This window comes from Nitrosomonas communis, from assembly GCF_900114745.1.
Classification (GTDB): domain Bacteria; phylum Pseudomonadota; class Gammaproteobacteria; order Burkholderiales; family Nitrosomonadaceae; genus Nitrosomonas; species Nitrosomonas communis_A.
In genome coordinates, this window is the sequence record NZ_FOUB01000071.1 from 1 (window position 1) to 16,159 (window position 16,159).

The 16,159-nt window shown below is 49.1% G+C and carries 17 protein-coding genes and 1 pseudogene; all 18 read left to right on the plus strand.

Features of this window, described 5'->3' with window-relative positions:
* Positions 1-102 precede the first annotated feature (102 nt).
* Positions 103-927, plus strand: a pseudogene (locus BM122_RS17345) (terminase TerL endonuclease subunit); the annotation flags it as partial.
* Positions 924-2,192 carry a phage portal protein gene (locus BM122_RS17350; protein WP_074906825.1) on the plus strand — a complete coding sequence of 423 codons (1,269 nt, stop codon included), beginning with the start codon at positions 924-926 and terminating at the stop codon, positions 2,190-2,192. The pseudogene BM122_RS17345 and the gene BM122_RS17350, both read left to right, overlap by 4 nt.
* Positions 2,158-2,865 (plus strand): head maturation protease, ClpP-related, encoded by a 708-nt coding sequence (locus BM122_RS17355; RefSeq protein WP_074906826.1) that lies wholly within the window; start codon positions 2,158-2,160, stop codon positions 2,863-2,865. Before BM122_RS17350 ends, BM122_RS17355 begins: the two co-directional genes overlap by 35 nt.
* Before the next feature lie 72 nt (positions 2,866-2,937).
* Positions 2,938-4,152, plus strand: coding sequence for a phage major capsid protein (locus tag BM122_RS17360; protein ID WP_083398573.1), 1,215 nt, complete (start codon positions 2,938-2,940; stop codon positions 4,150-4,152).
* A 1-nt stretch (position 4,153) separates the two neighbouring features.
* On the plus strand, positions 4,154-4,348 hold the full coding sequence (locus BM122_RS17365; protein WP_074906828.1) for a hypothetical protein: 195 nt from the start codon (positions 4,154-4,156) through the stop codon (positions 4,346-4,348).
* Positions 4,349-4,403: 55 nt separating this feature from the next.
* On the plus strand, positions 4,404-4,976 hold the full coding sequence (locus BM122_RS17370; RefSeq protein ID WP_074906829.1) for a head-tail connector protein: 573 nt from the start codon (positions 4,404-4,406) through the stop codon (positions 4,974-4,976).
* Position 4,977: 1 nt separating this feature from the next.
* Positions 4,978-5,322, plus strand: a complete 345-nt coding sequence (locus BM122_RS17375; RefSeq protein ID WP_074906830.1) for a phage head closure protein — start codon at positions 4,978-4,980, stop codon at positions 5,320-5,322.
* Positions 5,312-5,797, plus strand: a complete 486-nt coding sequence (locus tag BM122_RS17380) for an HK97-gp10 family putative phage morphogenesis protein (protein ID WP_074906831.1) — start codon at positions 5,312-5,314, stop codon at positions 5,795-5,797. The genes BM122_RS17375 and BM122_RS17380 overlap by 11 nt, the downstream gene beginning before the upstream one ends.
* Positions 5,794-6,150, plus strand: a complete 357-nt coding sequence (locus tag BM122_RS17385) for a hypothetical protein (protein WP_074906832.1) — start codon at positions 5,794-5,796, stop codon at positions 6,148-6,150. Before BM122_RS17380 ends, BM122_RS17385 begins: the two co-directional genes overlap by 4 nt.
* Positions 6,151-6,240: 90 nt before the next feature.
* Positions 6,241-7,173, plus strand: a complete 933-nt coding sequence (locus BM122_RS17390) for a phage tail tube protein (RefSeq protein ID WP_074906833.1) — start codon at positions 6,241-6,243, stop codon at positions 7,171-7,173.
* Positions 7,174-7,198: 25 nt separating this feature from the next.
* Positions 7,199-7,627 (plus strand): hypothetical protein, encoded by a 429-nt coding sequence (locus BM122_RS17395; protein WP_074906834.1) that lies wholly within the window; start codon positions 7,199-7,201, stop codon positions 7,625-7,627.
* Positions 7,628-7,630: 3 nt separating this feature from the next.
* Entirely contained in the window at positions 7,631-8,377 is a 747-nt protein-coding gene (locus BM122_RS17400) for a hypothetical protein (RefSeq protein WP_074906835.1), read from the plus strand.
* Between the two features lie 9 nt (positions 8,378-8,386).
* Positions 8,387-8,743: a hypothetical protein gene (locus BM122_RS17405; protein ID WP_074906836.1), complete on the plus strand. Its 357-nt coding sequence runs from the start codon at positions 8,387-8,389 to the stop codon at positions 8,741-8,743.
* 11 nt (positions 8,744-8,754) lie between these two features.
* Positions 8,755-9,033 carry a hypothetical protein gene (locus BM122_RS17410; RefSeq protein WP_074906837.1) on the plus strand — a complete coding sequence of 93 codons (279 nt, stop codon included), beginning with the start codon at positions 8,755-8,757 and terminating at the stop codon, positions 9,031-9,033.
* A 72-nt stretch (positions 9,034-9,105) separates the two neighbouring features.
* The gene (locus tag BM122_RS17415; RefSeq protein WP_074906838.1) at positions 9,106-9,432 is read left to right on the plus strand and encodes a hypothetical protein; all 327 of its coding nucleotides are present in this window, start codon (positions 9,106-9,108) and stop codon (positions 9,430-9,432) included.
* An 83-nt stretch (positions 9,433-9,515) separates the two neighbouring features.
* Positions 9,516-9,812: a DUF1799 domain-containing protein gene (locus BM122_RS17420; RefSeq protein WP_074906839.1), complete on the plus strand. Its 297-nt coding sequence runs from the start codon at positions 9,516-9,518 to the stop codon at positions 9,810-9,812.
* Positions 9,813-9,814: 2 nt separating this feature from the next.
* A complete protein-coding gene (locus BM122_RS17425; RefSeq protein WP_074906840.1) occupies positions 9,815-15,679 on the plus strand; it encodes a phage tail tape measure protein in 5,865 nt (1,954 codons plus the stop codon).
* A partial coding sequence (locus BM122_RS17430) for a hypothetical protein (protein WP_218152144.1) occupies positions 15,676-16,159 on the plus strand: 484 nt, incomplete at its 3' end. The genes BM122_RS17425 and BM122_RS17430, both read left to right, overlap by 4 nt.

Consider the following 16,159-nt stretch of genomic DNA (forward strand, 5'->3'; position numbering starts at 1 on the left):
CGCTGCCTGAAGCGTTACATTGTTCGTGAATTGTATCCGCTTATTCTCGCAGATTTATCTGATGCTGCTGCAATTACTTGACATAGGAGCGTCAAGGCCAACCCTAGTTTAAAAGCAGGCTTGCCGGGCAAGCGCTACATTCGTGAGCAGGTTAACGAAGCACATGGCATGCCGAGCAAGGAAGCACTGGTTAGACGTCTTAATTTCTGCCAATGGACCGATGCCAAGAATCCCTGGATATCTGCTGATGTGTGGATGGCAGCCAAACGTAACTACGACTGGCGGGCATTGCGGGGGCGCCGTGCATGGGGTGGTCTTGACTTAGGGTCAACCACCGACCTGACCGGATTGGTATTGTGGATAGAGCCGGAAGAATACGGTGAACCATGGCAGCTGGTTTCGTTTGCCTGGTTGCCTGATGAGGGACTGCTTAGGAAAGAAGAGCTCGATAAGGTGCCTTACCTTGTATGGAAAGCAGCCGGTTATCTGGAAACCACACCCGGCCGCGCAGTGAGCAAACTGTTCGTATTGCGCAGGATGGAAAAATTAATTGATATCTTTGACATTCAATGCATCGCGTATGACCGCTGGCGCATTGAAGACCTGAAGCAGCTGGCCGAGGATGAAGACATCCCGCTGCCACCAATGGAACCATTTGGCCAAGGATATAAAGATATGTCCCCAGCGTTGGACAAATTTGAAACGGCCTTACTCAATGGCGAAGTAGTGCACGATGGCGATCCTGTCTTGACTTGGTGCGCAGCCAATGCCGTCACCGTACAGGACGCAGCCGAGAACAGAAAGCTGAGTAAAGAAAAAGCAACTGGCCGCATTGACCTGATGGTTGCTGCCGTCATGGGTGCTGGCATCGCTATCGATTGCAAAATAGAGTCTGATGATATTGACCAGGGATTCGTTGTGCTGTGAGTAAAAAAAATAAATCAGATAAAAAAGCCAGCAAGGTAAGCAAGGCGCTCTCAGTTAAGAACGAGGTCCAGTACATTAAAAGCAGCGATCCCGCTGTAATTAATCTGCTTGGTGGCCTGCAGTCTTCATCGGGTTATGTCGTTACCGATGACTCGGCCATGCGTGTATCAGCCGTAGCTGCATGCATCAATCTGATCGGTGGATCGATTGCCAGCCTGCCGCTGGCGTTTTACCGCCGCACGGATAGCGGTCGAGAAAAAGTAGCGTTACCGATCAGCTATTTATTTAACGAGCGCCCATGTGGCGCATGGACAGCAGCCACCATGAAAGAATGGTGGGTACGATGCAACGCGCTGCGTGGAGATTCCTTCTCTCGGATTGAACGGGATCGTTTAGGTGATGTCGTCAGGATAGTTCCATTGCACCCAGACCGCGTTACGCCATTACCCGATGGCGAAGGTGAATTACTCTACCGCTATCAGCCAAAGAATGGTGCCGCTCGTGTCTACCAGGATAACGAGATCCTGCACATACCCGGCTTTGGTTATGACGGAGAAACAGGCCGCAGCTTAACGGTTATCCAGCATGCTGCCTTTCAGTCAATCGGCATTGCACTGGCGGCGGATGAATTCAGTGGTCGCTTTCTCAAAAACGGCGCTACCCCAAAGCACCTGATTACATCACCCGGCAAGATGGGACAGGAACAGATTGATGAGCTTAAAGACCAATATGTCCAAAAATATGCCGGACCAGAAAATGCAGGTAAACCGCTGGTACTGACGCAGGGGCTGGAGATCAAGGAATTAAGTATGTCATCGGTCGACGCTGAACTGTTAGAGAGCCGCAAATACCAGGTGATCGATATCGCTCGTGCCTTTGGTGTGCCACCGTTCATGATCGGGGCACAGGAAACCGCCACCAGCTGGGGCACTGGCATCGAGCAGATGACATTAGGCTTTGTCAAGTTCACGCTGCAAACCTACCTGAACCGCATCGAGCAGGAAACCAACAGCAAAATATTTCCCAAGCATGACTACTTTGTCGAGTTCAATCTGGATGGTTTGCTGCGGGGTGATTCCAAATCAGAAGGTGAATACATGCGCCAGGCAATGGGCGGATCGATGGGGCCCGGCTGGATGACGTTGAACGAGATTCGCAGAATTAAAAACCTGCCACCCGTAGACGATAAAGAAGGCGGCAACTCATTCTATGAACCAAAAGGAAACAGCAATGCACAAGCGGATACTGCAATTATTACGCGATAACAGCAAGCCAGAGCGTCCTGTTATGCGCATAGAAAACGCAGACGAATCATCGACCCTGTATCTGTATGACGTTATCGACTCACTGTGGGGGATATCGGCAACCGATTTCACCAGAGAATTATCCGCCCTCAAAGGAAAGGCGGTTAATCTGCGTATTAATTCACCAGGAGGTGATGTGTTTGATGCACGCACCATGGCTACAGCGATAGCTGAGCACGGCAATGTCACGGCTTATATTGATGGTATTGCTGCTAGTGCAGCTACTTATGTGGCCACATCCGCCAAGCAGGTGCACATGGCAGAGGGTGCATTCTTCATGATCCACAACGCTTGGACACTCATCATCGGCAATAAAGAGGATTTAATGAATGAGGCGGTATTGCTAGAGAAAATAGACCAATCCATTATCAATGACTATGCCAAGAAAACAGGAAAGCCGGTTAACCAGATTGCTGACTGGATGGCAGCTGAGACCTGGTTCACAGCACAGGAAGCGCTGGATCATGGCTTCGTGGATAGTATTACCAAAGATAAACAGACAGCCTCCAACAAATGGAACCTGTCTGCCTATACCAAAGCGCCCAAAGCATTGACCGAGCAAGATGATAGAACAACATGGATACAACAGCGCGAGAACGCACAGCGACGCTTGCGCCTGCTAGGAATCGACTGACGCGCTTGCGCAGACGAAACAAGCCGCCCCTGACCAGGCGGCTTTTTTATTTTTATCTCAATAAGGAAATAAATGATGAGTGGAAACATCAAAGCCCTGCGCGAGCAAAAACAGGAACTCGCAAGACAAGCCAAAGACATGCTGGCTAAGGCAGGTGATAAAGTCTGGACGCCTGAAGAAAAATCACAATTTGATGGGATTGCCGATCAGATTGAATCCATCGAATCCCAGATCGGTACCATGCAGCGCCTGCTGGATGAACGTGTTGAGAAGGAATTCCTGGATGCAAAACCGATCGATCCAAAAGACAAAGCAGCCAAGTTTGCCCGTAACAGCTTTGATAAGCTGCTTAGGAATGGCGAGCGTGCGCTCAGTGTGGAAGAGTATCAGTCCATCCATAACACCATGAGTACCACGACTACTACAGAAGGCGGTTATACCGTGCAATCAGAAGTAGCGAGCGAGCTGATTGAGAAACTGAAAGGCTTCAAGGGAATGCGTGAAGTGGCAAGCCAACTCACCACCTCACAAGGTAATCCGCTGTCTTACCCGACCAGCGACGGTACCAGCGAAACGGGCGAGATCATTGCCGAGAATACGACTGCAACCGATGCCGATCCCTCCTTCGGTACCGTTGCGCTGAACGTCTTCAAGTTCAGCTCCAAAATCATCACGATCCCGTTCGAGCTGCTGCAGGATACCAATATCGATATCATCGGCATGATCAACAGCCGAATCAGTACACGTATTGGCCGCTATGGCAACACCATGTTTACCACCGGCAATAACTCCGGGCAGCCCAATGGTTTGATCAGCGCATCGAGCGTCGGCAAAACTCGGACGACCGGCCAGACCTTAACAGTCATTTATGAAGATTTGGTAGACCTCGTCGATAGCATTGACTATGCTTATCATGACGGCACACTGCGGTTTATGTTCTCGCAGACTATGCGCAAGACCATTCGCAAGATTAAAGATACCGCAGGACGGCCAATCTGGACACCATCCTATGATGCAGGCATTGCGGGCGGATTTACCGATGAATTACTTGGCCACCCCATCCAGCTCAATAACGATGTCGCGGTACCGGCAGCTAATGCTAAATCGATTGCCTTTGGTGATCTTTCCAAATACATGATTCGTGACGCCATGCTGGTTACCATGTTCCGTTTTGATGACTCTGCCTATGCTAAAAAAGGACAAGTCGGTTTCATGGGCTGGGCACGCATGGGCGGCAACCTGCTCGGTCCTAATGCTGTAAAACTGTATCAACACAGCGCGAGCTAATATGAGCAAGAAATCAGCAGGGATAAAACAAGCGCGTGTGCTGTGTGCGTTCACGTTCAACGGTGTGGAATACAAACCCGATCAGATCATCGAAGCAGATCAATCCGTGCTCGGTCAACTGATCGGGAATGTTGATCCATCACCTGATGCGGTCCAATACGTGTTGGACAACAGCGCCACTATTATTCGCGCATAACAAACTACTGTAACCACTCAACCCGCCTTGGAGCAACCCAGGCGGGTTTTTATCTATGCTACTCAAACTTATCGCCGCGCCAGCCTCAGAGCCAATTACGCTGGCAGAAGCAAAATCGAATGCTCGCGTTACAAGTAATACGGAAGATACAGATATCACATCCTTGATAACTGTCGCTAGACAGGAGTGCGAAGTAGAGTTAGGAGCGCGTGTACTGATATCCCAAAGTTGGCAGCTTACGCTAGATAAATTTGTGGATAAGATTTATATCCCGAAGCTGCCATTAATCAGTATCACATCAATTAAATATGATGATGTTAATGGTATCGAGCAAACTATTCCACCGAGCAATTATGTGTTGAAAAACAACAGCGATAATAAATTTGCAAAGATTGTTAAGACAGCAAATTACGATTGGCCTATAGTTTATGACAGTATAGAAAACGTACGCATTGTATTTGTATGTGGATATGGCAATGCAGCATCAGTTCCAGAAATAATCAAGCACTGGATGAAGTTGCACGTAGCTCATTGGATAAATAACAAAGAGGCGGCAATTCCTGGGCAAATGAGTAGGGTAGAATTTTCTGATGGCTTGTTAGACACCTATCGAGTATTGGGAATTTAGTATGCCACCACCGGGCGCAGGCAAACTCAACCGGCAAATCGCTATCCAAAGCCGGACACAGGGCAAGGATGCCGAAGGCGGCATCACCGAGACGTGGAGCGACTTTGCAACGGCATGGGCCAGAGTCAATTACCTGTCAGGCAATGAACGCAGAGCAACGCAACACGGTGGCCAAATACTGGAAGCCAGAACGGAATTTACTATCCGCTACCTATCTGGCTTAACTAATATCATGCGCGTTGTATATGACGGCAAATACTACAACATCCGTCATATCAATGATTTTGAAGACGGGCATGCCTTCATCGTGCTGACTTGCGATACTGGAGGAAACAATGGCAGGTGATGTAGAGATCCTCGGCATTGGCAACCTGCGAGAAAGTTTTGAAAAACTCGGTACCGAAATGGTGCAAAAGACCTCGCTGCGCATGGTTGCCTCTGCTGCCAATGTACTCAAGAAAGAAGCCAAAGCGCAAGCCATGGCCCATGGACTGAAAAAATCTGGAGCCCTGATCCGCAATATTGCCATCAAGCGAGAACGCAACGCCCCAGCCGGTACCGCGCAATATAACCTTGGCGTGCGACATGGGCGTCACCTGGGCAATGGTAAAAAGGTCACCAAATACCTGGCACTCAGCAAAACTGGACGGATAGTCATCCGGCGCGAGAATGATCCCTTCTATTGGTACTTTCATGAGTTCGGCACAAAGAAGATGCAGGCACGGCCATATATTGAGCCATCGCTAGAAAACAAACGCGCGGAAGCCCTTGCGGCCATGGAAGCGCGATTACTGAAAGATTTGGAGCGAGCCAGACAATGACCATTGCCTCAACAGTCAACACGGCATTAACCGCAGTCATCGCCAACACCTGGGCGGTAGAACTGCCACCTAATCCCACCTGGCCTGCCATCATATTTCAAATAGAAAGTATGCCGGAAAAAGGCTGGGTACAGGGCGGTGGCTATATTCAGCATATTGTCACCGTGGTGCTATTTGCTGAAGCACGTACAGAGCTTGCCACGTTTAAACCGCAGATTGTTACCGCGATGGAAGGCATCAACAGTGACCCATTCCGCTATTTTGGCGAAGAGGAATCAGGCGATGCGGACTTTGAAGAACTGCCCGGCGTATACGCTTATTACCAGAATTTCAGAATCAGAGAACGAACGTAGCAAAAAACCTTAAAACCAGTCATCACTTCATTACCACCCAAGCCAGCTAAGGAGCAATCCAAAGCTGGTTTTTCATTTGCGAGGCAATAAATGGCAAAACTAATGCGCAACACGCTGCTGTTAGCAAAGATCGAAGCATCAGCAGGGGTCGATCCGGTACCAACCGCGGGATCAAACTCAATTCTATGCCGGGTTACCAATCCTCAGCCGGTCGTAGCCCAATTCGTAGAACGCAACAATATCAAACCGTACTTTGGCAACAAAGGAAAAGTTCAGGTCTCGGCCTATTCCGAGATTGAAATAGAGGTCGAAATTGCTGCTGCAGGTGCAGCGGGAACGGCTCCAAAATTTGGCTCGTTACTGCGGGCATGCGCTTTTAGTGAGACGATCAGCGCAGGGGTGAGCGTAGTCTATGCACCGGTTTCTTCGAGCTTGGAATCCATCACTATCTATTTCTATCTCGATGGCGTACTGCACAAAATGACCAATTGCCGCGGCACAGTCACCTTTGACCTGAACGCGCGCAATATACCGGTGATGAAATTCAAATTCACTGGCATTTACAGCACGCCCACCGACACGGCGGTACCAGGTGGGTCAGATTTCAGCGGATTCAAAACGCCGTTTGCCGTCAACAAACTTAACACGCCAACCCTGGCGCTGCACGGTATAGCAGTTGCGCTGGATACGTTATCGCTCGCCATGAACAACGACGTCAAATACCGCAACCTGGTGAATTCTGAAGACGTCATTATGGTCGACCGCAATCCAAACGGTAGCGCTTCTATCGAGATGACTTCCGTTGCCACCAAGGGCTGGCATGGGGTAGCGCAAGCCGGAACACTGGCAGCGCTGCAAGTTGTACATGGCTCAGGCGCAGGCAACATCGTGCAGTTCGATGCACCCAAGGTGCAGATCAACGATCCGCAATATAACGATCAAGACGGCATTGCCATGCTTAATATTGGGCTGCAACTGCAACCGAACGCAGGCAACGACGAATTGATTATCACCGTTAAATAATAAGTAACGTTTTTGGAGGCAGTAAATGACAATAGAAAACGTTATTGTTAACGATGCTTATGCCGGAAAAGGGGGTAGTTATACTTACAACTCTGGTACAGACTCGCGCGCACCAAATGGCTATGTTAATCCACTGCAAGCCGATCCTGTGAAGTTCATCCTCAAAAAAGGCGACACCTATTCTGTCGCGGCAATTGCCAAGGATGGCAGCGGATCGCCGGTCAATCTCACGGGCCACACGATAGTTGCCAAAATAAGAGATGCGGCAGGCAACGTCATCGCTACGCCATCGGTTTCTGTCACCAGTGCTGCCGCAGGTGAGTACACCATGACGGTGGCTGATACCTCTGCCTGGCCGGTCACAACGCTGTATAGCGATGTAACCTATACCGATCCGCAATCGGCTGTTGCTAGCACAGAAACGTTCCAGATTATCGTGCAGGAGGCGATTTAAAACATGCCTATTGAAATAACTAACGTTGGGATTAAAGGGCCGAAGGGAGATACCGGCCCCTCTGGCGCTCCGTTGCAAGCTTACAGTGGGGTGCCTATTAAACTGATCACGCCAGCTTCTACATTTACTGGCATAACAGTATCCGATAACGGTGCAGGTAAAGTTTTACTCACTGGTGCAGGCGCGCATGGATTGTCTGCTGCCGATGCAGTTGGAGCAAATATTTTTATCTTGACAGCCAGCACAGGCTGGACTGGATTAGCCATCTATAAAATTATCAGCCTGGATGCTGATGTAACTGGTAACAAGATCGGGATCGATCTGGCGTTTGCTTCGCAGGCGGCGCCGATTATGGCTCTGGGTAGTGTAATAATCAATTACATTTTGTCGGCTATCGCACCGTTGGGTCCAAATTCCATCATAAAAGCCGATGCATTGGTATCGCTTAAAAATAGCGCGAATCCAAAATCGCTATCATACCGCTCGCTGGCATTAAAAATGTCTGAAGTTAATAATTTAGTCAATATTAGTTCATACAGATACCAGGCCAGGATACACATGCGAGGCACTAACCAGTCCCAAATCGGGCTAGCGGATAATATGGTGGGGGGATTTGGCCCGTCAACAAACAACCCTGTTGTCTCTGCATTGGATTTTTCTGTTACTCGCAACTTTGCTTTGGCATTAGGTATGTATGCTACCGAGCCGATCACGATCGAAAGCTATCTTGTCGAAGTATATAACCTTTAAGGATCCAGCATGGCCATTATTACCGATTTAACGTACGAGCAAGCGTTGGAGTATCCTGAGCCAAGAGATATCCTCGTAGATGAGTCGGGTATCTATGTACTCACTGAAGAACACATAACCCCTCGCCTCAACCCGGTACCGCAGGAAATCAATGCCGATCAAGCGCGACTGGCATTGCTCGAAGCGGGGTTGCTCGATGTGGTTAACCAGTATATCGCCCAGTCAAATGATGATGAACTCAAGATACGCTGGGAGTATGGCGGCAAGCTGCTAAGAAATAGCCCATACATTGCTTCCGCTGCCGTGGCGCTCGGACTTACCGATGCGCAGCTCGATGAACTGTTTATCCGTGCGGCTCAAAAATGATGGAGAAACCAATGGATAAATATTCCGGCATGGGCGGCTCATACATCATCGATCCTGAAACGGGTGAACGTCGCCCGGCCGATCCTGTTAAAGATGAGCCAGCAGCAGAACTTAATGAATACGACGGCAAGGGCGGCTCATACATCATCGATCAGAAAACCGGCCAGCAACGGCCTTATGATGAACGCGAACATCTGCTGATTAAACCTGCAGGCAGGATAGAGCCACCGGCAACAGAACCAGAATCAGAAAAAGAGCCACAATCTGCACGCAGCAAGAAAAAACGATAAACAACTAGCTATTAATCAATCCACCCGCCCCGGGAAACCTCGGCGGGTTTTTATTTTTCGAGGCAATAAAAAATGGCATTCAAAATCGCACTTAACCCAACCTTTAAAACTCAAGTTGATGTGCACATCAAGAACGACAAAGGCATCTTTCAGAAATCCACCTTCACCGTACAGTTCGCCAGAACTGACATGGATGAGGTGGAGGAATTGCGCAAGCTGCCGCAGACAGACGTGATCCGTAAAAAGCTGGTTGGATGGGAAGGCTTGCTCGCTGAAGACAATGCAGTCGTGGAGTACAACGAAACCAACCTCGATATCGTGCTCAAAATCCCGGAAGCCGTGCTCGGTCTATCAGAATCCTTCTGGTCATCCATCTACAAGCAACGCGAAAAAAACTAATCGAGGTTGCTAGTTTCTGGGCTAACCCAACTGGCAACCAACCAAAAGTAGCAACCATTGATCAGGATGTCATTGACGCCCTGATGGCAATGGGTGCGTCACCAGATGTGATTGAATCAACCAAAAAGCAGGCAAGCGGTGAGACTGACATCGATTGCGAAATCTGGCCGGAAAACGAAGAGGTTTTCATGCTATTCAATTCTTTATCAACGCAATGGCGCATCTCATTTTCCGGCTCATTCATCGGCATTAATTACCCATCCATTGAGTCCAGCATGAATATGCTGGGCACAAAAAAGAAACGCAGGGCAGAACTATTTAACGATATCAAGACTATGGAGCGTGCTGCGCTCCCGATACTCAACCGTAAAAAAGATTAACTATGAGCGCACTTGGATCACTTGTCGTCAGTCTGGCATTAGACTATGCCCAGTACACTCAGGGGCTGGATAAATCAGACCAGGCTGCGCTTAAGTTCGCTCAAAACGCGCAGAGAAACTTTGATGCGGCTTCTGCATCGGTTACAGATTTTCTCAAAGGGTCCGCCGCCCAGGCTGCTGCAGCCATTGGCGGCATGGTTGCGCTCAATGAATCGTTCAGCCGCTCGCTTGATTTCAACAAATCGCTTGCGCAAATCTCAACGCAAATCGACGGCTCGGTAGACGACCTTAACCGGCTGGAAGCCGCCGCTAAAAGTCTATCTGTGCAGTTTGGTACGATGCCGGTAGACCAGGCTAAAGCGTTCTACGAAATCATCAGCTCGGGCACAGAAGATGTCACCCAGGCGACTGAATTATTAGCTGCCGCCAATAAACTCGCTATCGGTGGCAATACTGACCTGGCCACCTCTGTCGATGGTTTGACCAACATCATGAATAGCTACAGCGGCAAAGTTGAAAGCGCTGAAGCGGTATCCGATGCATTGTTTGTTGGCATGAAAGCGGGCAAGGCCAACATGGAAGAATTCTCCTCTGGCTTGGGTAAAGTCACTCCGCTTGCATCCGCTCTCAATGTCAGCTTTGACGAGCTGGTTGCCACCATTGCCGCATTATCCAAGCAAGGCATTCAAACATCGGAAAGCATAACAGGTGTTAGAGCCATTTTGGCTGCTGTGGCAAAACCATCCGCAGAGGCTGCAAAACTTGCCGATCAACTTGGCTTAGAGTTTAATGCCGCCGGTCTGCAGGCCAAAGGCTTTGCCGGATTCCTGGATGAAGTCACCAAGAGAACTGGTGGTAGCGCTGATAAACTCGCGGTGCTATTTGGCGGCGTCGAATCATTGGTTCCTATGATGGCCTTGGCCGGGCAGGCTGGTAACGATTTTAACCAGATCATGCTGGATATGGGCAATAAAGCCGGCGCGACACAAACTGCATTTGAAAAGATGGCGGCTAGCCCAGGCTTTAAAATCGACCGCCTTATGGCATCGATCAACAATATTGCCATCACCCTGGGGGATACGCTTGCAGGTATCCTGGTACCTGCCGCAGAAGCCGCGTCCAAAGCAATCAATAATCTATTTGGAATTAAACAGCTCTCAGCTATCGACCAACAAAAGAAAAAGATTGCTGATTTACAAGAGCAACTTGCATCGCTAAATGATCGCAAAAACATCCCGGTAGTCGGCGGATTACTCTTCGACAAACGTGAAGCCGATTTATTGAGCCAGCAAATCGAAGATTACCAGGCTGATCTGGTCAAGATGGAGCAGGCAGCAGCAGAATCAAGCGCTGCAATCAATAAAGAATCGAATGCACTCAATGCGCTCGATCTTGCCTTAAAGCCGGTAACAGATAGCCGCAACAAAAACACAGCTGCAACTAAAGGACAGATATCCGAAGGCGAGCGTTTTCTTCAATCCCTAACCAGAGAGGTTGATCAGCTTGGCAAAACCACTACGGAAATTAAACGGTTGGAGGCGGCGAAGCTTGGTGTACTGGATGTTGCAGCGCCGCTCATTGACAAAATAGAGCAAGAAACGATTGCGTTAAAAGACGCAGAAGAAGCCGCGAATTTATACAAAAGCCAACTAGACAAAACAGCGCAAATAACCGAGTCAGTAATGACTGGTGAAGAGCGCTACGCTCAAACGCAAGCCGAATTGAACCAATTAGTCAACGCGGGAGTGCTTAGCCAGGAAACCTATAACCGGGCCCTACAAAAAGCTGAAGAACAGTTCCTGAAGACGGGCACAACCGGCAAGCAAGCTTTTGATGAGATTTCCCAGTTCAGCATCCAGGCCCAGCGTAATCTGCAAAATGCGCTAGGGGATGCACTGTTCGATGGCATCAATGGCAGATTCGACGATATGGTGGACGGATTCGAGAATGCCATCTTGCGTATGATAACTGAGGCATTGGCTGCGGATATCTGGGGAGCGTTATTTAATAAGCCGACCGGCAATATGGCATCACTGTTCAGTTCATTTGGGTTGTCTGGCAGTACCGCAACCAGCGGCAGATCAAGCGGGATGGGCATAATGGATATTGCCAGTTTTGGATCATCAGCCACAAACCTATTTAGCGGTGGATCAGGATTTATAAGCAGCATAGGCAGCAAATTGCCCGGATCGGCTGGTTCGTTTTTTAGTGGCATGGGTGCAACGAGCAGTCAGTTGGCTGCCGCGCAAGGATCGCAGATGCTATGGGGTGCGAGCGGCATGAGTTCGGCAGCGAGCACAGGGGCATCTTTAAGTAGCGCCGCAAGCCTGGGGTCATCACTTAGCGCTGTGGCCGGTCCGCTGGCAATTGCCTACGCTGCTACAGCAATACTTAGATCATTCGCTGGTGATAAACGCATGGGCGGCGGGTTTGGGGATGCGCTTAATTTTATGGGCGATATTCCTATACTCGGCGACTTTATGCCAGTAGTGCCATTAATGAATGTGCTATTCGGTCGCGGTCCACTGGAGCAGAAGGAGACCAATTTAATCGGAGATTTTACCGCCGGTGGTTTTAGCGGTATCACGTCAACCAAATTCAAAGCCGAAGGTGGGGCGTTTATCTCCGATAAAGTCGATCGCGTCATGACCGATACTGACAGCGGCGAGCTGCTCAACCAGTACGGAGAACTTGTTGAGGGCGGTATTGCTGACGAGCTGCAGCCATTTGCTGATCAAGCCAAATCCTATGCGACAGAACTTGGTCAATATCTCGACGATAGCATAAGCGGCATCTCTACATCGTTGCGTAGTGTTGCTGACTCGCTCGGGCTAGGTACTGAGGCGCTGGACAATTTCAGCATGGGAATCAATATCGCCAGCGAGAAAGGCGAAGCGCTGACCGATGAGCAGATCGGACAAGTGATTGCCGACGCAGGTGATGCCATGGCACGCAGCCTTATCCCGGGCATTGACAGCCTGAGCAAATCCGGTGAGAGCGCATTGCAGACCATGGAACGGCTGGGCCTTGAATTTAGCTCGCTGGAAGGTGCGGCGGCAGTATTGAGCGGATCAATGTCAGCAGCTAAAGAGGCGGTGCAGGGGCTATCGTTTGAAGAGCGAACCGAACTGGTTGATAGAGCTGGCGGTGTTGACGCGCTTAACCAGCAAGTTAGCTTCTTCGCTACTAACTTTTTATCCCCGGATGATCAATACAAGCTGGCGTTTGAATCGCTGAATGAGCAACTTGGTGAGCTTGGCTTATCTGCCGACATGAGCAAAGAACAGTACGCTGAGTTGATCAGATCAGTCACTGAGGTTGGCGGAGTATCGGTTGAAACAGCCAGCAAATTGCTGGAGCTGGCACCAACTTTCCTGCAGGTCAAGGATGCAGCAGAGCAACTCAATGCTGAAGCTAAGCAGATCAAATTAAATGCAAATCTGAATGCGCTTTCTCTCGCTGAAAACTTGGCGCCTGATGAAGTGCTAGGCATTAAATATTCCATGATGAGCGATGTGCTCAGCGAGTTTGGAATATCTGCAGATATCAGCAGAGAGCAATTAACTGAGTATGTGCGAGAGTTCGTCAACTCTGGCGGATTGCTGACTGCTGCAGCAGACAGCGTGATGACCGCTGTAGGAATTGCTCTTGATTATTTCAATACCGTTGACCTAAATAAAGCGAAAGCAGATCAAAACCTGCTGTCCCTTGCCGGGACATTTGCACCAGAGGAAGTAACCGGCATCAAGCAATCAATGGCAGATGATGCGCTCAGCCAGTTTGGGCTATCTGTTGACATGGGCAAGGAAGCGCTGATTGATGCCCTGACAGATTTCGTCAAGGCTGGCGGACTGTTTACCAATATGGCTGATGACGTGATGAATGCGGCAAGTCAAACTGCCGACTTCTTCAGTACTCTTGACCAAGCTAACCTGGACGCTGTTAACACCGCTTATGCCGATCTTGAAAGATCAGTCGATGCCGAGCGCACTAGGCTGACCGATGAATACAATACCGCACTGGATGGAATCAATACCCAGATCGAAAGCGTTACTGATTCAATCAGTAAACTCAAATCATTATCGGATGCGCTAAAAACTACCATAAATGATATTCAACCGATGGGGCGTGATGAAGCTAAGGCGCAGATTGAATCGGCTATTAATACCGCGCGGGCCGGTGGCGGGTTACCGAATGTTGAGGATATCAGTCAAGCACTGGATGTACTGAAAGAGCAATCAACCTCCGGCTTTACCAGCAGCTTTGATTTTGCCTTCGAGCAGGCTAAGACAGCTAGCATGTTGGGTGAGCTGGGCGCACTGACTGACGGTCAATTGAGCGTAGAAGAGAGTACTTTGAGCGCATTGGAAGATTCTCGCGACGCGCTAACGGCTGGCTTCGAAGCTGAAATGCTCCGGCTTGATGGCATTCTCGAAGATGCTCAAACACAGATCGGATTGTTGACAGGAATCGAAACAAATACAAAAAAAATTGCTGATGCGCTGGAAAATTTCCGGATCGCGATTTCAAACGCTAGCGTAGACGGAGGCAATATATCTGGATCTGTTCCTGATTCCTACTACCAGGCTATTGCGGGAGAAAAATTCGGAGTCGATCCGGACACGGTAACTGTAGTTCATTTCGATCAAAATGGGCAGGGCGTTACCAGTGGAACAACAGAAAATGGCGGCACGTACACTATAGATTATGGTTCCTCGATATCCAATGCTGATATCAAAAACTTCGCAGACACATATAAGATGGATGATCCTCTTGCTGTGTATAACGCGGCTATTGCAAACGGCATTTCAATGGAGAGATTATCCGAGGCTGCCAATATATCAATTGAGGATATCAATAAATTCCTGTCGGAAAACAATTTGGAACCGTTTGCTGCTGGTGGCTTTACCGGAGCAGGCGGTAAATTCGACCCCGTAGGTATCGTTCACGCAGGTGAATATGTATTCAGCCAAGAGGCAGTCAAAAACCTTGGTGTAGGTGCGCTTGATAGTCTGCACGAATCCGCCAAACGAGGCGAGCCGGAAGGCTATGCAATTGGCGGGCTGGTCAGCTCGCAGAATATCATCAATCGCTCTGATGTTAACCGTATCAATATGGCTAAAAATATCATTGATGCCAGTAGTTTGTTTGAGAAAAGAAAGGTAGAAAATGATATCGCTAGCGAATTGACGAATGCGCATGAATCAATCAGAAAAATTGAGAAAGAGCAAAAATCAATCTCAAAAATTGAGGAAACAGCTAATGCACTGAATTCGTTAAATGATACGAACAGCATAAGCAATCTTGAAAATGTTATTAATGCTAAGCACATTTTTGAGAATAGGACGGTATCGAGCGAAGCTAAACGTGATCTTCTCAGCCGGGCAAATATCACCAGTGAGGTAACGCGCAAATCCATCTTTGATCGCGTGCGTGAGTTACAACGTGTAGAGATGAATCGCGGTTTTGCAAGCGGAGGGTATACCGGCAATGCTGGCAGAGATGATCCGGTCGGCATCGTACATGGCCAGGAATATGTGTTCTCTGCCCCAGCGGTAGAGAGCATCGGTCTTGATACGCTGGAGAGACTGCATAAATCAGGTAAAGAGGGCAAGCCATCCGGTTTTGCTGATGGTGGTTTCGTTGGTGGCGATATTGGCCCAGCTCCGATTGTGGAAAGCACCAGACCCAACACAACCACTACTAACAATAATCAGTCTATCCAGTTGAATCAGGATGAAGTGATTGCCCTGTTGGACCTGTTACTGAAAGAGACGCAGAAGCAGACCGAATACACCCGGCGCACATCAAACAAGCTCGATGCTGTCACACAAGGCGGCACCGCGCTTAGGACAAAAACAGCATGAAAGCTTTTCTCCCGATTGACATTACCGATGCACGCTTTGTCAGCAGCACTATTGCAGAACCGGCGGCAGCGGAGCCCGCATGGAATTCTGGTACTACTTATGCTGTAGATAACGAGGTTAGTGTCGTCACTGCGAATAGTCATCTTGTGTACAAATCGCTTGTATCCAGCAATCTCAACAACCCACCCGCATCCTCTCCCGACAAATGGTTCTTGAAGGGTTATACCAATAGGTTCAGGATGTTCGACTGGAACCAGGGCAATCCCAGCGTTGGACTATCCCCGGTGACCGTAACGGTTAAACCAGGCAGGCGTATTAACGCAGTGATGCTGGAAGGGCTTAGAGCTGCAACCGTAGCGATCACCGTACAGGACGGCGTTGGCGGACCGACTGTTTTAACGATCAATAAAGATTTACTGAACCGCCATGCCACCACCCCTTACGAATGGTGCTTCTCCCCGTTTGTTTATGACAAGGTGG